We start from the raw sequence: 20,487 nt of genomic DNA on the forward strand, positions 1-20,487 counted from the left end.
GTGGAACGATCATGACCGGAATGACACGTCGCAGTCTGCTCGGCGCATCGGTACTTGCCGTCGCCGGCGCCGCGGTGGGATGCAGCAGCTCGACCGACGAGGCCGGCAGCACGAGTGGCGGCGGTGCCACCGGAACGCTGGACTGGTGGGATCACTTCAGTTCGTTCAAGAAGCTCAATGACGACTGGGCGAAGAACCAGTCGTCGGCGCTGAAGACCAACGTCGCGCACACCTATTACGACGCGTCCAAAGCACCGCAGGCGTTCCAGTTGGCGCATCAGGCCAACAAGATGCCGGACATCTTCTCCAACGTGGTCGGGCTCCCCTTGTCGGCCCTGGTGAGCGGCAAGTGGGTGCACGAGGTGACGCTGCCGGCGGACATCAAGTCGAAGCTGCCCAAGGACGCGTTCACCGAGGGCATCACCCAGTTGGACGGCAAGCTCTACGGGTTCCCGATGTTCAGCCTCCGGCAGAGTTCCACGCTGGTGTGGGTGAACAAGGATCACTGGGGCAAGGCCGGGCTCGACCCGAACAACGTGCCCAAGGACTACGCGGCGTTCAAGGACGCCCTGGGGAAGCTGAAGGGGGCCGGGATCCAGCCGCTGACCCTGGCGATCGGTGCCGACGGCGGGCGCATCCGCGACCAGATCGACGACATGGCGCAGACGGCGGGGTTCCCCGGCTACCAGGGTCTGCAGTTCACCACCGGTGAGTACGCCTACCACGACGACGCCTACGTCACGGTGATCGAGTTCCTCAAGGAACTGAACGACGCCAAGCTGATCATGCCGGGCTCGAACAACTTCGGTGTCGTCGACGCCCGTACCCGCTTCGCGTCCGGTGCGGTCGGCACCTTCATCGACGGCATCTGGTGTGCCGGTGGGTCGAAGGCCCTGGCGCCGCCGATCGTCGACAAACTCGCCTCCGGGTGGGTGCTGGCACCGACCGCCGACGTGAAGCCCTTCTGCTACCGCGGCCGGCCGTCCTCGGGCTACTTCGTCGCCGCGGACAGCAAGAACCCCGAGGCGGCCGGGAAGCTGCTCGCGTCCTTCATGTCCGACGAGTACCAGAACGGGATGATCGAGGCGATGGACCAGCCGCCGCTGAACCTCGACCTGGTCCCGCCGTCGAAGGCGATCGACGCGTACAAGAAGGGCGTCGAGTTCTGCAAGACCAACGTGTTCCTGATGCCGCAGGCGATCGTGAAGAACCCCGCCCAGGCCAAGGTGGACGCGTTCCGCAAGCCGGTCACCCCGCACGTCGGCAACATCGTCCAGGGCTACCTGGGCGGATCGATCAGCGACCTCAGGAGCGAGCTGAAGAAGCTGAGCGACGCGACGACCGCAGACCGGGCCCAGGCGCTGCAGAAGGCGAAGGCAGCCGGAGCCAAGGTCTCGGAGGACGACTACGTGTTCACCGACTGGAAGCCCGGACAGGACTACGAGGGAGCCAAATGAGCCGTACTGCGGTTGTGACCGGGGCAGCATCACCACGGGGCATCGGACGTGTGACGGCCATGCTGCTCGCCGAACAGGGCTGGAACATCGGCCTCCTCGACATCGAACCCGGCCAGGACCTGGCTCAGGAGATCACCGAGAAACACAACGTCAAAGCCCTTGCGGTCGTGGCCGACGTCGCGAACGAGTCCCAGGTCCGTGCAGCGATCGACGACCTCGAAGCCGTCCTCCCACCCATCGCAGCCCTCGCCAACATCGCCGGCGTCAGCTCCCCGGTCCCTTACCTCGAACTCACCTCTGACGAGTGGCACCGCGTCATCAACATCAACCTGAACGGCGTCCACTACGTCACCCGCCGAGTCGCCGAATCCATGGTCCGCCACAACTACGGCCGAATCGTCAGCGTCTCCTCCACCTCCGCCCAACGAGGCGGCGGCACCTACAGCAAAACCCCCTACTCCGTAGCCAAAGCCGGCGTAATAGGCCTGACCCGAGCCCTGGCCCGAGAACTAGGCCCCTATGGAATCACCGTCAACGCAGTAGCCCCCGGCCCCATAGACACCGACATCATGGGCGGCCCCCTAACCCCAGCCCGCCGAGCCTCCCTGATCGACGACCTGGTAGTCACCCGAGTAGGCCAACCCCACGACGTAGCCACCGCCATAGCCTTCCTACTATCCGAAGACTCCAGCTACATAACCGGCCACACCCTAAACACAGACGGCGGCCTCTACATGCACTGACCACCCCACGCCTACAATCACTGATCACACGGCCCGGCAAGAAGCATGTCCACCAGGGCCCGCTCCAGTCCGGTGTTGGATCCACTGAGAGAACAATCTGCAACGTGGGACGAGGTCCGACGTAACGGTTGCCTCAGGCCCTGAGGTCGGCCGAAGAAGTGGCGCCCGGTTTTGAATCTGCTAAGACCGTCCCGGAACTCTTTGGCTGGGTGCTCCAGTTCGGCGTGCCAGGTCGGCTGGCGGTCGGCGGAGTAGAGCATCGCCGCTGGCCACGTACCGGTTCATCTTGCGCTCCTCCAGTCGAACCCGTCGTGCCTTCCTGAGACGTCGCCGACAGGAGATGTGGATTTTCGCAGCCTGTCAGTACGTTGGTGGGTGCCGCCCGGCAGGCCTTGAACCATCAGCAGAAGACCGGCTCTCTCCCTCCGCAGAGCCGGTCTTCTGGCCAGAGAGGTCAGCTCGACAGCTTGCCTTCGAAGTGGCTGCCTTCGTAGTCCCAGCCGGGCGCGACCTCGAGCTGGAGCGTCGAGCTCACGTGGCCTTTCGGGATCGCGAAGCCGTACCGGGCCGTCTTCTTCTTGCCCGGCAGGATCGTGCCCTCGAGCCCGCTGCCCAGGTTCTGGTCCGAGTCGAAGACCGATTCGGCCTGATCGCCGTTCTCTCCGCTGGCGAGCTTGACGTCGACGAGACTCGTGTCGAACGTGTTCGAGGACGCGTTCTGGAGCGTGACCGTGACGACGACTCCCACGTCGCCTGGCTTGCCACCGGCGGCGTACTGGCTGATCCGGAACCGCTTCAGGCTGGTGACCTGGACCTTCATCCCGTCGCTGTACTCGAACCACTGCGTCGCCCCGACCTTCGCGACATGATCCTCGTCGGTCGGCGTCGTTGTCGGTTCGGCGCTGGCCGGCGGCTCGCTCGTTTGCGACGGCTGGGTCGCCGGCGACGAGGCAGTCGGCGCTTCGGCCTTGGTGGCCGTGCTTTCCTCCGTGGCGTCGTTCAATCCGTTCGCCAGTACGGCGACGCAACCGCCCGCGAACACGATGAAGCCGACGGACAGAACGATCACCGTGTTGCGAAGCGCGTGTCGCTTCTTGATCGGCGGCTGCGGCGGCAGGCCAGGCTGGTACTGCGGGCTCTGCTGATGCTGTGACATTCTCTGATTCCCCCACTGGGTCGGATCGAGCTGATGAACAAAGTGGTCGTGAGTTGTGGGCGCGTGTTCAGGCAGCGCCCGACGCGAGGCCGGTCAACGGAGCCGGCGCGGCGGAAGATCCGGCCAGGGCGACAAGAGCCTCGTCGAGCAGGCGGCGGATGGACACGTTCAGTCCGGTGCACTCGCTGTCGATGGTCCCGGCGTTCTTCTGGATCCCGTTCGCGAGCTTCTTGACCTTCGCGATCCTGTCCAGCTGTGTCAGTGCCTCGCCGATCTTCTCCTCGGCCGTGGCGACCTCGCTGGTGCCGGTCCGCGATGTCGCGGCGAGTGCGACCGTGCGGATCCGCAGTACGACGGTGCGCAGCAGCTCGGGGTCGTCGCCGTTCGGGTCGAATGCCAGGACGACGCGCCGCGGCCCGAGGACGCGGATCGACTGGCCGTCGTTCTGCTCCGGCGTACGGACGATGCCGATGGCAGCGACCGCGCCACGGTTCCGCTCGGCCTCGTCGAAGTACTCGCCCCAGCCGGTGCGCGGCGAGTCGGTCATCTCGAGGACGACGTGAGCAGAGCCGGCCGCAGTGAGGACGCCGTCGCCCTTCTTGCACCGCGGCACGTGACCGACCTTCGCGGTCGTGTCGACGTACTCGTCGCCGAGCGCCGCGGCCATGCCGCGCAGCAGGTCGTGGATCTGCTCCTCGAACGAACCGCCCTTGATCGGGGTGACGTTGACCAGTTTTGTCTTAGCCTGCTGGACCTTGAGCATGGTCGTCAGCTCGTCCACCTTCGTCGCCAGCTCACCGTGGTTCTTCTCGAGCTGTTGAGTCACCTTCTCGTGCTGCGTCGTCAGCGCCGCTGCGTGTTTCGCCATCGGCGACGACGGGTCGGTCGGATCGAACTGCTTCGCTGCCCGTTCGAGCAGCTCACGGGTGCTCGTCCGGACCTGTGTCTCGAGCCCGGAACCGAACTTGTCCAGTACCGGCTGGAGACGTTCGAGGAGTTCCGGGTTCTCGCCGCCGACCAGGCGCCTGATCTCGGCGGTCAGATCGGTCTTGGCGCCCTGCACCGCCGCGGTGAACTCCTTGCGGCTCTGCTGATCAGCCTCCGTGATGGCCTTCTTCGCGTCGTTCGCGACCTGGACGACCGCGGTTGAGGCGTCCTTGACGGCGAGTTCGGTCAACTCGGCCGCCTTCGAGCTCGCGGCCTCCGTCTTCTCGCCGACCTCCTTCAGCATCTGCTCCAGCAGGCGCGCCTCGGAGGTCTGCGCGGTGGCGGCCAGCGCCCGCGCTCCGAGCAGGACGGCCTCGGTGGCGAAGGCCGACAGGTCGGCGCCGGCCAGCTGGATCAGATCTTCGACGACCGGGCCGCGACGGCCGGTGGTCCAGTGCTGTGCTTCGCGTACGACGTCAGCCCCGGCGACGGTCAGCGACTCGATGACGAGCCCTGTCAGAGCGGCGTCGAAGTGCGCCGCGTTCTCACCTCTGGTCATGGGAAGGCTGTGCTCCTCGGCTCGGTGCCGTCCCGGTGACGGCGGTGAGACGAGCTTGGAGGCGACCATCCCCGCCGACAATCGCAGAAGCTGATAAGTGGGCTTATCAGTCAATAGAAGGCACGCCGTGCCGCGAATAGCCGTAGCATTTGGCCACCGACGATCGAGGGAGGGTGCGGGATGGAGCGACGGCCGACGCTCACGCTGACCGATGTGGCGCTCCTCGCTCGCGTCAGCCGTCCCGTGGTCTCGATGTGGCGCCGGCGTCCGCGGGTCCGGGGGCAGCAGGTCCCGTTCCCGTCGGCGATCGCTACCGTCGGCGGTGTCAAGCGGTTCGATCGCGACGAGATCGTCACCTGGCTCGAGCAGACGGGCCGAGGCAACAACCCCGAGGCACGGCAAGACGCGCCCGCTCTGTCGATTCCTGATTCCGCGGACGCGCAGCACGTCGTAATGCTGCTCTGCCTGCACGCGATGAGCGGGACAGAGTTGGCCAACCTCGACACGGCCGAACTGCACGCACTCGCGGAGCAGATCGATCCGGCCGATGAAATCCTGCAGCGGGAGGTCCACCAGCTTCGTGCCGACCCCGACCTGTTCAGCTATGTGGACGACTTGGTCGGGGCGTCGTACGGCGTGTCCGACGCGCTGGCGCGGTTCGAATCTGGTCGTCTGCAGAGGCAGGCGGCCGAACGGGGACTTTCCGAGGGGGTGGTCGAGTTGCTGTGCACTGTCTGCGATGCCGCGCAGGCACACCTCGGCGGCGAATCGGTCGCCCTTGTGCCTCCGTCCGACCATCGACTCGCGAGCCGGCTGGCCGATGGGTTCCCCGGGATTCTGGCCGGTCCTGCTGTGTCGGGACGCGACTTGCGGCGCCGTGCCGTGATCGAGGGTTTTGAGGTGATCACCGAAGCTCGCGGTACGGTGCGAGTGGTGTCAGTCGTGGGCGAGTCCGAGACGGTCGCGCTCGACGCCCTGGACGAACTGGTCGTCTCGCTGGGACCGACTGACATCGGAATCGCCCTGGGTTCGGCCGCCGTCCTCTGCGACGAACTGACCGGCAACGCCGAGCAACGGCGGTCACAGACTCTCCGCGCGGGGAATCTCGCGATGGCGATCCGCCTCCCCCGCGGGCTCTGGAAGGCTGCGCACCAGCAGAGCCTCGCGGTGTGGATCGTCCAGGGAGGGCGGCACAACCAGTCGCTCCGGATGGCCGACCTGACCTCCGAGAATATTGACCTGACGGATCTCGCGTCCGACATCTCCGCCGCCTTGATGCTCGCTGAGGCCCGCGCCTACCGGTACGCGCGCGGCGGCGAGCTGGCCCCGGTACTCGCCGGCGGGCCGGTTGTGCCTCGCGGCGTACGGGCGGTCCGCCTCGGAACCGCAGGTTCCACCAGCCACCTCGACCAGATCCACACCGCGACCCTGACGACGAGTGAACCTGTTCTTGGGTACGACGTCACTGCCGCACCCGCGCCCGGGCAGATCCTGCTGAAGCAGCGCTCCCTCGGAGAGCTCGTCGCAGCGGGGCAGCTGGCGATGAAGCGTGGCACTCGCATCGAAATCGGAGGGCGGGACCTCGACGGGACCGTACGAGTGCTGACCGCCGATGCGAACGTCGAGGACGCCCGGCTCGACCCGTTCGACGCCGTACGGCTGTACCCCCGCGCGACGCGTACCGAGCCGGGCGACGTCATCTTCCTGCAGCGGCCGCGACCGCTTGCTCGCGTGGACCTCGAGGGTGGTGCCCTGGTCGCGTCGCCTAGCCGGATCCTCCGGCTTCAACCTGGTGCGTCCATAGGTCCGCAGGTCCTCGCGGCGATCATCAACCTGCTGGCACGGCCCGGAACCGACTGGCAGACCTGGAGCGCGCCGGATCTTCACGCGAGTGAAGCCGAGGCGCTCGACACCGCGCTGTCGGGCGCCGCGCAATACCTGGCGAACCTCCAGCGTCATGTGCAAGCCACCCACGACCTCACCACCAGCCTCATCCGAGGCGTTGCGAGTGGTGCAGTCTCGATCGATCCGATCAACACCAAGAGAGCAGGCTGACGTGCCACCACGCAAGAAGCAACCAGAGGCTCCTTCCACGATGAAGGAATTGAAGGACACGCTCTGGAAGGCGGCCGACAAACTCCGCGGCTCGCTCTCGGCCAACCAGTACAAGGACGTCATCCTCGGCCTGGTCTTCCTCAAGTACGTCTCGGACGCATACGACGAGCGTCGCGAGGCGATCCGGGCGGATCTGATGCGAGAGGGGTACGACGAGGAGCAGATCGCCGACCTCATCGACGACCCGGAGGAGTACCAGGGATACGGCGTCTTCGTCGTACCGCCTGAGGCCCGGTGGTCATACCTCGCCGAGAACGCCAAGGGCAAGCCGGCTGCAGGTGATCAGCCGGAGCGGTCGATCGGGTCGCTGATCGACAACGCGATGGACGCGATCATGAAGGAGAACGAGAGCCTTCGCGGGACGCTGCCGCGGCTGTACAACCGGGACAACATCGATCAGCGCCGGCTCGGCGAACTGATCGACCTCTTCAACAGCGCCCGGTTCAGCCGGCAAGGCGAACATCGCGCGCGGGACCTGATGGGCGAGGTCTACGAGTACTTCCTCGGCAGCTTCGCTCGCGCGGAGGGCAAGCGGGGTGGCGAGTTCTTCACACCACCCAGCGTGGTGAAGGTAATCGTCGAGGTCCTGGAGCCGCACAGCGGCCGCGTCTACGACCCGTGCTGCGGGTCGGGCGGCATGTTCGTCCAGACCGAGAAGTTCATCTATGAGCACGACGGAGATCCGAAGGACGTTTCAGTCTTCGGCCAGGAGGCCAACGAAGAGACCTGGCGGATGGCGAAGATGAACCTCGCCATCCATGGCATCGACAACAAGGGTCTGGGCGCACGCTGGGGCGACACGTTCGCCCGCGACCAGCACGCGGATGTCCAGATGGACTTCGTGATGGCGAACCCGCCGTTCAACATCAAGGACTGGGCCCGTAACGTCGAGGACCCGCGCTGGAAGTACGGCGTACCACCGGCCAACAACGCCAACTACGCCTGGATCCAGCACATCCTGTCAAAGTTGGCCCCCGGCGGCCGGGCCGGCGTTGTCATGGCCAACGGTTCCATGTCGTCCAATTCGAACGGCGAAGGCGACATCCGAGCCCAGCTCGTCGAAGCCGACCTGGTCTCCTGCATGATCGCCCTCCCCACCCAACTCTTCCGTAGCACTGGTATCCCCGTCTGCCTCTGGTTCTTCGCGAAGGACAAATCCGCCGGCAAACAAGGCTCGATCGACCGCACCGGCCAGGTCCTCTTCATCGACGCCCGCAACCTCGGCTACATGATCGACCGAGCCGAACGAGACCTCACCACGGAGGAAGTCATCCAAATCGGCGACACCTACCACGCCTGGCGCGGCTCGGAGTCTGCAGCAACCAAGGGCCACAAGTACGAAGACATCCCAGGCCTCTGCAAGTCAGCCACTCTGGCAGACATCAAGGAAGCCGACTATGCCCTCACTCCTGGCCGGTACGTGGGCGCTCCTGAAGTCGAGGACGACGGCGAGCCCATCGACGCGAAAGTCGAGCGCCTCGCCAAGGAACTCCTCGCAGCCTTTGACGAGACGGCGCGCTTGGAGAAGGTCGTTCGCGAGCAGTTGGAGCGCCTCGATGCCTGATCGACGTAAGGTGCGCTTGGGAGACGTTGCTGAGGAAGTGACCGTGGGGCATGTTGGGACGATGGCGGACGAGTATCGTGCATCGGGGATCCCCTTCCTTCGGTCTTTGAACGTTCGTCCGCACAGGATCGATATCACAGACGCGAAGTACATCGGTCGCGAGTTTCATGAGCGACTGAAGAAGTCCTCGATTCGGCCAGGGGACGTCGTCACTGTCCGGACGGGCAAGCCAGGGCAGACGGCAGTGATCCCGGATTGGCTCCCAGAGGCGAACTGCTCCGACCTTGTCATCACTCGCCCGGGGCCTGGACTCGATGCCCGTTGGCTCAGTTACTACCTCAACTGGATCACGGATAGCCACATCGCTGTCCACCTGGTTGGCGCTGTTCAGCAACACTTCAACGTCAAGTCCGCGCAGGCGATCGTGCTCGACCTACCTCATCCGACGGAGCAGCGCGCGATCGCGGAAGTGCTGGGTGCGCTCGACGACAAAATCGCCGCTAACGAGCACGCAGCCAGAGACGCAGAAGCCCTGATGCAGGCGCTCCATCGTCGCGCGGTTCAGGGAAGCGGTGCGGTTGTGCGCGCTCTGTTCGACGTCTTCGCCTTCGACTTCGGCGAGGCGTTCAAGGGTGATCAGTTCGGCGATCTGGGTCATGGTCGCCCACTGATTCGCATCCGAGACTTAAAAACATTAACACCGCGGACTTGGACTGTTGAGTCGCGAGCGAATGAAGTTACGGTCCAACCTGGCGATGTACTCGTTGGTATGGATGCCGAGTTCCGTCCAGTCATCTGGCTTGGGGATCCTGGTTTGCTCAATCAGCGGGTTTGCAGAGTCAGGGGGAAGGGTTTTGGGGATGCTTTCGTTGCTTGCGCTCTACATAAACCGTTGAACGCTCTGGAAAAAGAGAAGTCGGCGACCACGGTGATCCACCTCAACAAGGCCGATCTCAAGCGATCGGTAGTGCAGATTCCGTCTGCATCAGCGCTGGCTGAGTTCGAAGCGGCAGCCGAACCGATCCTTCGGAGCCGAGTTGCGTTGGCGCTGGAGAGCAGGCGCTTGTCGGCAACACGAGATGGGCTGCTGCCGTTGCTGATGGCGGGGAAGGTTCGGGTTCGGGAGGCCGAGAAGGTTGTGGAGGGGGCTTTGTAATGGTTAGTGAGGCGGAGTGGGAGAGGGTTGCGCTGGATCAACTCTTCGAGCACGGGTGGGAGCCGCTGCACGGGGCGGAGGTTGCGCCGGGGGTTGAGGGCGGGCGGACATCCTGGGACGACATCGTGCTGCGGGGACGGTTGCTGGAGGCTATGCGGCGGCTGAATCCGAAGGTGCCGGGAGAGTACGTCGAGCAGGCGCTGGCGGAGATCGTGGCGCCGAAGTCGCAGGATGCGTTGGCGGAGAACTATCGGCTGCACGACATCTTGGTTCACGGGTACCGCGGGATCAGTTACATCGACTCCGATGGGATCGAGCAGAACCCGACGATCCGGCTCGTCAGTCATGTTGTCGAGGACAACGAGTTTCTCGCCATCAACCAGGTGATTATCCGATCCTCGGAGCACGAGCGGCGGTTCGACGTCGTCCTGTACCTGAACGGCATGCCCGTCGTGATCGTCGAGCTGAAGAAGGCTGGATCTGAGCACGCGGACATCGCGGCGGCTCATGCCCAGCTGGCGACGTACCTGCGCGAGTTCCCGCTGGCGTTCCGGTTCTGTGTGCTGTCGATCGTCAGCGACGGCATTACCGCCCGGTACGGCACGCCGTACACTCCCCTCAATCACTACTCACCCTGGAACGTCGACGACGACGGCGAGCCGCTGAAGCTCGGCCTGATCGATCCCGATGACGGCTTGGGAATCGAGCTGGAGTACCTGCTGAACGGAGTCTGCAACCAGGAACGATTCCTGCAGCTGCTGCGGAACTTCGTGGCCTTCGATGCGGGCGGCGACGGAGACGCGAAGCGGATCGCCAAGCCGCACCAGTACTTCGCAGTCACCAAAGCGGTCGGGGCCACCGTCGAGGCGGTCGAGAGCAACGGCAAGGCCGGCGTGGTCTGGCATACGCAGGGCTCCGGCAAGTCGATGGAGATGGAGCTCTACGCGCACCTCGTCAGCCTTCAGCCCAAGCTGAAGAACCCGACGCTCGTCGTCGTCACAGACCGCAACGAACTCGACAGCCAGCTCTTCGAGACCTTCAACAGGTCGCAGCTCCTCGCCGAGACTCCGGTCAAGGTGACAACCCGCTCGCAGCTCAGAGGTGAGCTGTCCAACCGCACCACGGGCGGCATCTATTTCACGACCCTGCAGAAGTTCGGCCTGACAGACAAGGAACGGCAGGCAGGCCTCGACCACCCCCTGCTGACCGACCGGCGCAACATCATCGTGATCGTCGACGAGGCGCATCGCAGTCACTACGACGACCTCGACGGCTATGCCCGACACATCCGGGACGCTCTCCCGAAGGCCGCGTTCATCGCCTTTACCGGTACGCCGATCTCGTTCGCCGACCGGAACACGCAAGAGGTGTTCGGCTCCGTCATCGACACGTACGACCTGACCCGGGCCGTCGACGACGGCGCCACCGTGCAGGTGTACTTCGAGCCTCGGATCATCGGCGTCAAGCTCGCGCGCGATGTGAGCGAGGACCAGCTCGACGAGGCCGCGGATGAGGCAACGGTCGGCCTCGACGACGTGGAACGCGAGCGGATTGAGCAATCCGTTGCCGTCATCAACGCGGTCTACGGTGCACCGGAACGTCTCCGGGCTCTGGCGGCCGATATCCTCGACCACTGGCAGAAGCGGTCCGAAGCGATGGTTCCGTTCATCACCTCACCGGGCAAGGCCTTCGTCGTCGGCGCCACGCGTGAAATCTGCGCCAGCCTGTACGAAGAGATCATCAAGCTCCGCCCCGACTGGCACGACGAGGCTGTCGACAAGGGCGTGATCAAGGTCGTCTACTCCGGTTCCGCGACCGACACCGGGCGGATCGCCAAGCACGTAAGACGCGACGGACTGAACAAGGTCATCCAGAAGCGGCTGAAGGACGCCGAGGACCCGCTGCAGCTCGTCATCGTCAAGGACATGATGCTCACGGGCTTCGACGCGCCGCCGCTGCACACGCTCTACCTCGACCGTCCGCTAAAGGGTGCGCTGCTGATGCAGACTCTCGCCCGGGTGAACCGCACCTTCCGGGGAAAGCCTGACGGTCTGCTGGTCGCGTATGCGCCGTTGGCCGACAACCTGAACAAGGCCTTGGCCGAGTACACGAAGACGGACCAGACCGAGAAGCCGGTTGGCAAGAACGTCGACGAGGCCGCAGATCTGGCCCGCACGCTGATCGCCAACCTGGACCAGCTGTGCACGGGGTACGACTGGCGCAGCAAGATCCAGGCAAGTACCACGAGCTGGATCAAAGCGACTCTCGGGCTCACCAACTATCTCCGCTCGCCGGCGACTCCAGGCAATCAACCGGCGGACGGCGAGGAGACGCTGAATCAGCGCTTCCGGAAGCTTGCCAATCAGCTCGCTCGCGCGTGGGCGCTGGCTTGTGGTGGAGACACCCTCGCGGACGTACGAACCGAGGCGAAGTTCTACGAGGAAGTCCGGGTCTGGATGGCGAAGTTCGACGCCCAGGAGCGGCAGGCGTCCGGTCGGCCTGTGCCCGAGGAGGTCCAGCGGCTCCTCTCGAACCTGGTCGCGTCTTCGACCGCGACCGGTGAGATCGTCGATATCTACGAAGCTGCCGGGCTGCCCAAGCCGTCGCTCTCCGACCTCGGGCCGGAGTTCCAGGTCAAGGCGCAGCAGGCCGAGAATGCCCATCTCGCGATCGAAGCCCTGCGGGACCTGCTGACCGAGGAATCCGGCAAGGTGACGCGCAACAACCTCATCCGCCAGCGGGCGTTCTCCGAACGCATCCGCGAGCTGATGAACAAATACACCAACCAACAACTCACATCGGCTGAGGTCATCGCCGAACTGATCGATATGGCCAAGGAAGTCGCCGCCGAAGCCAACCGAGGCAGGCACTTCACTCCGCCGCTGTCCGAGGACGAGCTGGCGTTCTACGACGCCGTCAGCACCAACGAGTCGGCCGTTGAGGTACAGGGCGAGGACGTCCTCGCGCAGATCGCCCGCGAGCTCGTCGAGGTCATGCGCCGCGACATCAAGACCGACTGGACCGTGCGGGACGACGTACGCGCCAAGCTCCGGTCCTCCATCAAGCGGCTGCTGGTCAAGTACAAGTACCCACCCGACAAGCAGGCCGGGGCAATCAAGCTCGTCATCGAACAGATGGAGGCCATGGCGCCGCGCTACGCGGCGTGAGGCCGAGCCGATTGCGCCGTCGGCCGGCGACGATCCGGAGTGTCGGGTGCGTGTGACGTAATCCGAACAGCCCTGGTTGCGGTCGATGAGTGGAGGCAGAGAGAGCAGCGATTGGTGGTCGCACGGTTCGCCGAGCAGCTCGTCGACCGGATGGTCGATTGGGCATAGGTTCGGATCACGACAAGCTGATCGTTCAGGGATCAGATCCGGCCGATCGTTGCCCTCGCCAAGGAAGTGTTGGGAACCGCGCACGATGCCGTGGCGCGCCAGCTGCGTGTTGGCAAGGGTTGAGCCGATGAGGTTGGCAGCTCGGTTGATCGCGACTGCGGCCAGGACACCGCCCGGCCGCAGGACTGGCAGGGCCTCGCGCAGCGCTAGGCGGCGGTCGCTGGGCTCGGGCAGGTGGTACAGCGGTCCGGCCATCAGGGCCGCGTCGAAGGACTCGTTGGGCCACGGCAGGCGGCGCGCGTCCCCGAGCTGAGCAGGAATGCCTGCGGCTTCAGCTTGGTCGATGTGGTGCTGCACTGGGTCGAGCAGGTTGACGTCGTACCCTTGGTCGCCTAGCCATCTGGCGTGGATGCCTGGGCCGCCGCCTATGTCGGCGATGCGAGCAGGTGCCGGTGGGAACCACTGCCGGAGGAAGTCGTGGAGTCTGGCCTGTTCCAGGCGGCCCTTGACGGTTGAAGTCAAACGGACGGCTTCGTCCAGCGGCTTGAGTAATGGGACTCGATCGCGGGATCGACTGTTGGGTCATCGATCGCGATTACTGGCGTTTCCACTGCACTCCTATTGTCGAGGAGGAACAGCGGGCGGGCGTCCGCTCTGCAGGCTGTGCACCCGCCCGCTGGTCTGTGGAGGAGCCTTCGGCCTCGGGAGGGAGGGCTCCGGTCTGATGGGCGAGGCCGTCGCCAGCGCGACGACTACTTCGCGCCCGAGATTGATGCGGGTCTCGCCAGTTCGGGATGGCGATACGGCTTTGGCGGGATCGGCGTACTCAGTCGGGATGCAGCGCAACTGGCGGCCAGGCAATCCCGCGATGCGCAGTTGGATCACGTTGGCGTACTCCTGAGCCAACTCGGCCGGCGCGACGTGCTCCTCGATGAGGTGCTCGCTGAGCCACAGTTGCACACGCCAGACTGCAGCGGTGGTCACTGCTCATCCGGGAGCGGCTCTGTACTGACCTGCAGACTCGGAAAGCGGCGTCGCATCGCTTCGGCATGCCGATCGGCCTGCGATGCGCTGCCTCGGAAGTCCGCGGTCGCGACCTCGCCAATTTGACGGGCCGACCGGCGTGCGAGGGATGTTCGGTGACAAGCGCACGACACTCCACCGTCGATCCCAAGGACCCTGAATACTGCGTGACCCTCGTAGGTTGCTGCCTTCAGTGTCGGATAGTGATCCGGCCGAGCAGGGACGCAACGGTGCGAATGGATGGGTACGACTGGCTGATCCACACCCCCCAACGGACGCAAGGGACCGCAGTCAGCGCGACCAACGGTCGTCTTCGGCCGGACACCGACCCGTAGCAGTTGATGGCGCGCGGCAGCGTGCATTGGGCGGGCGGTAGCCCACAAGGAAGGTCGGGTGGGAGCGCGCGTGGCGCCCGCGACGAGGGAGCGGGTGCGTAGCACGCGTGGGTCAACCACATCTGCCCGATAATGCGATTGTGAGAGCCGGTGAGGGGACTCGAACCCCTAACCACCGCCTCATCAATCCTGCTGTCTCGACACATCGCAAGGCTTGCCGGTGGTGGCCGTGACCTGCGGAAAGACAGATTTTTCAATTGCCATTGACATCCATCATCGACTAACGCTTACCGTTCAAAGCGGCAGAAACGGCCAATGATCCGCGCACTTGCTTGGGCGCTGATGCGTGCTCGCGGTTCGACCGCTGACGGGCACGCTGGCGCCCAACTTCCGTGCCCGGCAGCGCATCGACGCGCGGAATCTCGAGGTGTTCTCTAGGGGATCAGGCTGTCGCCACATTCATCAGCCGGCTCGTCTTCGGGATCGTCTGGCTCGGACTCGAACGCCTGCGATGTCTCAGTACCGCCTTCCACCGCGCGGGCTTCGATGTCATGTGCCACCGCCTTGCTCATGGCTTCTTCGATCAGGGCACACAGTGCCGCCCGCCGGGCGACGAAGAAGGCCACGAACCGGTCCTCACGCAGTGCCGCCACGTCGACCTGGTGAGCGGCGATGATCGTGTCGAGCTCGGAGATCGGTATCCCTACCTGGCTCTCGAGGCTCTTCAGGTAGACCGACGGTGCATGGCCGCTGAGCTTGATGTTCGTCTTCTTCGCCAACGGCGTCTTGTTGACGATGCTCTCGCGGAGCTCGTCGTCGATGTCGTTCTTGAGGCACCACGCCTTCGGGAAAATGTGGTGGATGTCGACCTGCATGTCGAGGAAGTGTGCTTTGTCGAACGGCTGGTTCACCAGCCAATCCACAGTCCCCTGCGCCATCAGCAGTGCGTACACGCCCTTGTAGGCCGCAGAGTTGCGGGTACGCATGGAGTGCAGCCGCGACTCAACGAAGCTTGCATCCTCAATGGTCTTCGGGCGCGGCATCTTGTCATCGTGCGACCGCGCCCAGGCCGGCACCTGCTCGAGATCACGCGCGAATCGGCTCTCGATCGCGGCCCCGTACAGCTCGCCAAGCACACCGCACCAGTACCACTGACGAAGAGCCTTGTGAACGCCATGGACGTCGGCGTCATCGCCGAGAACGACCTTGATCGTCGCCAACGGCACGATCTGCTTTGGATACGGAACGTCGGCGGCGGTGTGGATGTGCTGCGAGTCAAGGAAGCCGGCCACCCACTTGAGTGCCTCACGGACCTTCGGCGCCCAGGTCAGATAGTCGGTCAACTCCAGCCGGAGGATGTCCTCCTTCTTGGCGGTCGTCGCCGTCGGACCGTGGTACGACGCGAGCAGTCCAATGGCCTGGAGGAAGTCGGTGTTCTCCAGGCCTGCCAGCACTGGATAGGCCGACAAGACCTGCTGAGTATCGCGCCAGTCGTCGTTGAGCCTGAAGTCCACGCCGTGGGTGTCGTAGTACGCCTTGTCGCCAGCGAAGGTCGCGGTCAGCAACTCGAACACGTTCAGTGCGAGCCCACCCGTGTTGACCTTCTCGAAGACAGTCGCTACCGCGGACTTGCTGGTAGACGTATCGAGCTCAATCGCCGGGATGTTGTACGTCGATGCTGGGCCGACCACGTTCGCATGGAACTCCGCACCGGTGCCGTCCTGAAGCGCGAACAGCCAGTTGACTGTCTCCGCACCGCCGAACAGCAGCCGCAGCGGGAAGTACCCGTGCTCGCGCTCCTTGTCCTCATCAGACAAATCAAGGTCGATATCCCTGCCGAAGTTGCTCCGGACGACACCGTCGCCCGGCACCGACACGATCGCATCATCGAGCCTGTCGTCACCGGCAAGCGCTGTCTTGATGTGGACGTAGTACCGACGACTCAGCTTCTTGCCCCGGCTGTCCTCAGTTTCGACCACGCCGGCGCCCGTGAGGGCCTGCGTCAGCGACGTCAGCCGTTGCTGACCATCGAGCAGTAGCCAGTCCGGCTCCGTCTCGTCAGCAAGAATGACACCCTCGACGGGCCGCGGCTTAAACCTGATCTGATCGTTCCCAGTCTTCAGCAACATCACTACGCCAAGCGGGTGACCACGCAGTATCGTCACGAGGAGCTGACGAATACGTTCGTCCTCCCACTTGTACCCACGCTGGAAGTCCGGCAGCTGAATCTTTCCACCCGTGGTCCACTTCAGGAACTCACTCAACTCGTACAGTGGCGTCTGAAACCCCATCAGGCATAACCCCCCATGACATGAAGCAGTCGGTGCTCGTGAATCAAGCGAGTATTCACTAGATCCCTTTGCTGCGCGAACGAAAGGTCGGCGGGCGACCTCAATTCGCCGTCGGATGCGCGAGGCGAAGTCAGCGCCCGCACGTGATGCGTCCTTGCGCTGACTGGCCGGCCATCGATCTGCAGGCGGACGTGCGGCATCCACATGTCAGCGGTCCTGAGGATCCGCACTCGAGGTACACGATCGCTCTCCATCCGGTTCATAATCCGTAAAGCTTCAGGCCGACGTGATCCACGATGAACCGCTCACCTTCGGAATCCATCGCGAAGTACACGCGTCCGACCTCGTTCGGTGATGTGTGGTCGCCCAGTTTCAGATGCGGCAGACGACTGTGTGTCTTGCCGTCGAATGCAAATGTGTCGAGGCCGTTCCTGCTCATATACTTGTCGGTCGAGGCAAGGTTCAGCTCCCATTCCTGCTTGAACCAGTCGTCGGGGAGCATGCCCAACTGACAACCGAGGCGACGGTACTCAATCGCGGCCTTCGCGAGAGTGAGCAACGCATCCCTCATGACATCAATCTTTGGATAATCGTCGCGCTTCCATGCCTGGTGGGCCTCGCGGGTGAAGACGATTGCGCCCTGAGACTGCTTCTCCAAGAAGGTCGCCAAGTCGGCCAGGTCTGCCGGATCGAGCTCCGGTGCCTCAGTCCAATCTGTGACCCGAACCCCGCTGGCCTGTCGTGCGCGTTCGGCCTCCTGCTTCCAGTAGGCAGCCTGGGCAGCCTGGGCCTTGTAGCTGTCACGCTCCTCTTCGACCTGGCGGAACCAGGAGTCGTATTGCTCGACCTCGCTCTTTAGCTCCTCGATCACGAAAGCCTGCGCGTCCACCTCCTGCGCCAGGTCACCGTGAGATTTGGCGGCAGCCAGGTCGGCTGCAAGCTGCTCATTTCGCGCCGCGCGCTGAGCAGCACTCGCCTTGCGCAGGAGTTGGTTAATGCCGCGAACCGTGACAGACACGGAACTCAGCATCCGAAGAAGTCGACCAGGGGCAAACCGTGCCTGGTCAGCCATGAAGGCAGGATGTCGCAGCAGCACGTCGGGCCACACGAGACGGGCACCGCCGAGCGGGATGGAGGCGTCGATCTCCATGAGCCGCTCTGCCAGAAGGCGTTGCGAACGAGCGTCGATTGCCAAGACCTGTGCGAGACCAGCAAGCTCGCCAGCCGCTTTCCGCGCCAACCGCTCGCCGGCGTCGTCGCTCCCGTCCACCAGGAGGATCGGCAGAAGCCGCCCGTTCGCAGCGATGGCCTCCCAGACAAACTCAGCATGCTTCGGATTGACCCAGTCGAACCTGCCGTCAACTCTGCTCGGCCCGGACCAGCATTGAAGGTCCGGATCACGGAGAAGCAGCACCAGGAGGTAAGGCCGCCGGAAAAAGTCGATCCCCGCTGGCGCCAGGACACCGTCCAAGGACTCTCTGCCCAGCTCAAGCCGCACAGTCGTGCGATCTCCGTCCCTAAACACCGTCACAAGGCAGATGAAGTCCGCTCGCCCGCTGCGCGTGATCTCGGTCCTCACGGTGATCACGAAAGCGCTTATGTCTGCGGTGCCTTCAGTCGACCACGAAACGCGCGTGTCCGCCCGATTGTCGCGCTTACTGTGGAGCATCGCAGACCCGTTGGTTCCAAACGACGCAGCGCTGAGTAGCGGAGCATGCTCAAAGCTCAGCCATTCGGCAACATGCTCGAGCACCCGTTGGCGAAGCTGCTCTGGCGCGAGCTGGTCGGCTTTTGCGGACGTCACGTCGAGCTCAACCACATACAGGATTTCCACAACCCGCCCCTTCCTCACACCTGGGTAGACCGTCGCAAGCGCTTCGAACGGCGGGGACGATGGTCACTTGTCGGGTTCGGCTGTCCTGCGGCGGCGACGTCGCGGCTTGAGATATCCACCCGCCCACGTCACCACCGCGCGCCTCTCGGTGCTTGATGCCCCTATATCGCTCATGTGCACGCAGCGTTACAGCATCCCAGGCCAACCGGGTGGGTGTGATTGCCCATGGGGCCAGGCCGCGCGCGGATCGGCGGGCATAGCCGGAAGCGGATCGGCGGGCATAGCCGGCAGCTGTACCTTGCATCCGGGTGTGGGCCGAGGGGTGAGGTACGTTCGCGCCATGGCTAAATACCCCAGGGTGCGGGAGCAGCACATCGCCGTTTTCGGAGAGGGCGGCTCGGGGAAGACGGTGCTTGTTTCCTCGTTCTTCGGTCCGACGCAGGAGGGTTCATATTCGAACGATCTCTGGGACCTCGTCGCAGACGACACCGGACAGGGCAACCGGCTCTACCGGAACTACCTCGGCATGCGAGACCGCGCGAGGGCGCCGTTGACTACCCGGTTCGAGGCCACGACTTACTACTTCACGGTGAAGCTCAAGGGCGGTGACAATGCCGAGGCGAAGAAGCGGCCGTTCGACGCCCTGCGACTCGCATGGCACGACTACCCGGGGGAATGGTTCGAGGAGTCGCCGAGCACCGAGGAGGAGGCCAATCGCCGTGTCGACACGTTCCGGTCACTGCTGCGGTCCGATGTCGCGTTCTTGCTGGTGGACGGCCAGAAGTTGCTGGACCACACCGGCGAGGAGGAGCGGTACCTCAAGTCGCTCCTGACGAACTTCCGCCAAGGCGTGCTGCGACTCAAGGACGACCTGCTGGGCGACGAGGGCCGCCTGGACGAGTTCCCGCGGATCTGGATCATGGCGCTGTCAAAGGCGGATCTCTTCCCGGACTGGGACGTCTACTCGTTCCGCGATCTCCTCATCGAGAAGGCTGCCGATCACCTCGACGAACTGCGCTCGACGCTCAAGGACCTCGTGGACACGCCTGATGCGCTGTCGGTGGGCGAGGACTTCATGCTGCTCTCCTCGGCCAAGTTCGAACTCTCCGTAGCTGGTCCGGAGCCGGTGGAGATTGATGTGACCCAACGGGTTGGGCTCGACCTCATCCTGCCGGTGGCCTCAATGCTTCCCCTCGAACGCCGAGTTCAGTGGAACGAACGGATGGAGATCCCGCGGAAGGTGCTGGACACACTGGCCGACGGCGCCGAGACCCTGGCTGCGGTCCTGGTAGGCGGGAAGGGCTTTGGTGTCGACAAGCTGGTCGGGAAGCTGCCGAAGGTCGGCCCCCTCGCGAGTCTGGCCGCGCTCCCTGCCCTGGCTGCGGCCGCCAAGATGGCCGGCTCGCAAGTCAGGCAGATCAATGCCCAGGCTCGGAAGGATCACGACTTCCTGACCGCGACGCTCACGCAGTTCAAGTTGGATCTGGACCAAGGCGTCGAGGACAAGCTGCTCATCAGGAGCCTCAAGTGAGCACTCAGGACCTACCCGACAGCTTTATCTGGGCCACTCGAGGACGGTCCTGGGGATTCCGGTTCCTCCTCAACGGAGGGCGGCCCGACCCACTTCTGGACTACGAACGCAGCTTCGCGGGTCTCGTGGACGAGCCGACGATGTGGCGCCGTGCCGCCGGGCGGGTCGCGCTGCGCTTTCCCGATCCGTCGGGGCGCAAAGATGCAGCTGGTCGCGTCATTCCGCACGAGTTCGTCGTGTTCGGAGACTTGGCCGCTGCGATCGAGTCGGTCGAAGACGGCCTGCAACAGATCTGGCCGCTCGTTGCAGGGGCCTATGCCAGAGTCTGGGATGCCAAGGGTCCACCCTCGGTTGCAGACCTCGGCTTCACGACCAAAGACAACTCGTCCCTCGATGCCCCCTAGTGTGCAGTCGGCGATGGCGGCGATGATGTGCGGGCCGACTCGTTCTAGCGGGCGACT

At 64.3% G+C, this 20,487-nt stretch carries 13 protein-coding genes and 1 pseudogene; 8 read left to right on the top strand and 6 right to left on the bottom strand.

Going from position 1 to position 20,487, the window contains the following annotated elements; genetic code table 11:
* The first annotated feature begins 11 nt into the window (after positions 1 to 11).
* Both ACGFH6_RS34475 and ACGFH6_RS34480 read left to right on the top strand, forming a co-directional pair.
* Positions 12 to 1,457, top strand: a complete 1,446-nt coding sequence (locus ACGFH6_RS34475) for an ABC transporter substrate-binding protein (RefSeq protein ID WP_393392493.1) — start codon at positions 12 to 14, stop codon at positions 1,455 to 1,457.
* Positions 1,454 to 2,200, top strand: coding sequence for an SDR family NAD(P)-dependent oxidoreductase (locus ACGFH6_RS34480; protein WP_393392496.1), 747 nt, complete (start codon positions 1,454 to 1,456; stop codon positions 2,198 to 2,200). Before ACGFH6_RS34475 ends, ACGFH6_RS34480 begins: the two co-directional genes overlap by 4 nt.
* Positions 2,201 to 2,654: 454 nt before the next feature.
* Here ACGFH6_RS34480 and ACGFH6_RS34485 read toward each other — a convergent pair whose 3' ends face one another.
* Both ACGFH6_RS34485 and ACGFH6_RS34490 read right to left on the bottom strand, forming a co-directional pair.
* Entirely contained in the window at positions 2,655 to 3,356 is a 702-nt protein-coding gene (locus ACGFH6_RS34485) for a DUF4352 domain-containing protein (protein WP_393392499.1), read from the bottom strand.
* Between the two features lie 67 nt (positions 3,357 to 3,423).
* Positions 3,424 to 4,842 (bottom strand): Fis family transcriptional regulator, encoded by a 1,419-nt coding sequence (locus ACGFH6_RS34490; protein WP_393392502.1) that lies wholly within the window; start codon positions 4,840 to 4,842, stop codon positions 3,424 to 3,426.
* 180 nt (positions 4,843 to 5,022) lie between these two features.
* Between ACGFH6_RS34490 and ACGFH6_RS34495 the strand changes: the two genes are divergently transcribed.
* From ACGFH6_RS34495 to ACGFH6_RS34510, 4 genes are all read left to right on the top strand, one after another.
* Entirely contained in the window at positions 5,023 to 6,897 is a 1,875-nt protein-coding gene (locus ACGFH6_RS34495; protein ID WP_393392505.1) for a helix-turn-helix transcriptional regulator, read from the top strand.
* Between the two features lie 40 nt (positions 6,898 to 6,937).
* Positions 6,938 to 8,521, top strand: a complete 1,584-nt coding sequence (locus ACGFH6_RS34500) for a type I restriction-modification system subunit M (protein WP_393392508.1) — start codon at positions 6,938 to 6,940, stop codon at positions 8,519 to 8,521.
* A 61-nt stretch (positions 8,522 to 8,582) separates the two neighbouring features.
* Positions 8,583 to 9,677: a restriction endonuclease subunit S gene (locus tag ACGFH6_RS34505; protein WP_393392511.1), complete on the top strand. Its 1,095-nt coding sequence runs from the start codon at positions 8,583 to 8,585 to the stop codon at positions 9,675 to 9,677.
* On the top strand, positions 9,677 to 12,844 hold the full coding sequence (locus ACGFH6_RS34510; protein ID WP_393392514.1) for a type I restriction endonuclease subunit R: 3,168 nt from the start codon (positions 9,677 to 9,679) through the stop codon (positions 12,842 to 12,844). The genes ACGFH6_RS34505 and ACGFH6_RS34510 overlap by 1 nt, the downstream gene beginning before the upstream one ends.
* 384 nt (positions 12,845 to 13,228) lie before the next feature.
* On the opposite strand, the pseudogene ACGFH6_RS34515 reads toward ACGFH6_RS34510, so the two are convergent.
* The 4 genes and pseudogenes from ACGFH6_RS34515 to ACGFH6_RS34530 all read right to left on the bottom strand — a co-directional run.
* A pseudogene (locus ACGFH6_RS34515) lies at positions 13,229 to 13,534 on the bottom strand (class I SAM-dependent methyltransferase); the annotation flags it as partial.
* Between the two features lie 96 nt (positions 13,535 to 13,630).
* A complete protein-coding gene (locus ACGFH6_RS34520) occupies positions 13,631 to 13,996 on the bottom strand; it encodes a hypothetical protein (RefSeq protein ID WP_393392517.1) in 366 nt (121 codons plus the stop codon).
* Positions 13,997 to 14,804: 808 nt separating this feature from the next.
* The gene (locus ACGFH6_RS34525) at positions 14,805 to 16,634 is read right to left on the bottom strand and encodes a DUF262 domain-containing protein (RefSeq protein WP_393392520.1); all 1,830 of its coding nucleotides are present in this window, start codon (positions 16,632 to 16,634) and stop codon (positions 14,805 to 14,807) included.
* A gap of 286 nt (positions 16,635 to 16,920) precedes the next feature.
* Positions 16,921 to 18,495, bottom strand: a complete 1,575-nt coding sequence (locus ACGFH6_RS34530) for a hypothetical protein (RefSeq protein WP_393392522.1) — start codon at positions 18,493 to 18,495, stop codon at positions 16,921 to 16,923.
* Between the two features lie 340 nt (positions 18,496 to 18,835).
* Here ACGFH6_RS34530 and ACGFH6_RS34535 point away from each other — a divergent pair, with 340 nt between their 5' ends.
* Positions 18,836 to 20,026 (top strand): hypothetical protein, encoded by a 1,191-nt coding sequence (locus tag ACGFH6_RS34535; RefSeq protein ID WP_393392525.1) that lies wholly within the window; start codon positions 18,836 to 18,838, stop codon positions 20,024 to 20,026.
* The gene (locus ACGFH6_RS34540) at positions 20,023 to 20,430 is read left to right on the top strand and encodes a hypothetical protein (RefSeq protein WP_393392528.1); all 408 of its coding nucleotides are present in this window, start codon (positions 20,023 to 20,025) and stop codon (positions 20,428 to 20,430) included. Before ACGFH6_RS34535 ends, ACGFH6_RS34540 begins: the two co-directional genes overlap by 4 nt.
* Positions 20,431 to 20,487: the final 57 nt, after the last annotated feature.

Source organism: Kribbella sp. NPDC049227 (genome assembly GCF_043197265.1).
Classification (GTDB): domain Bacteria; phylum Actinomycetota; class Actinomycetes; order Propionibacteriales; family Kribbellaceae; genus Kribbella.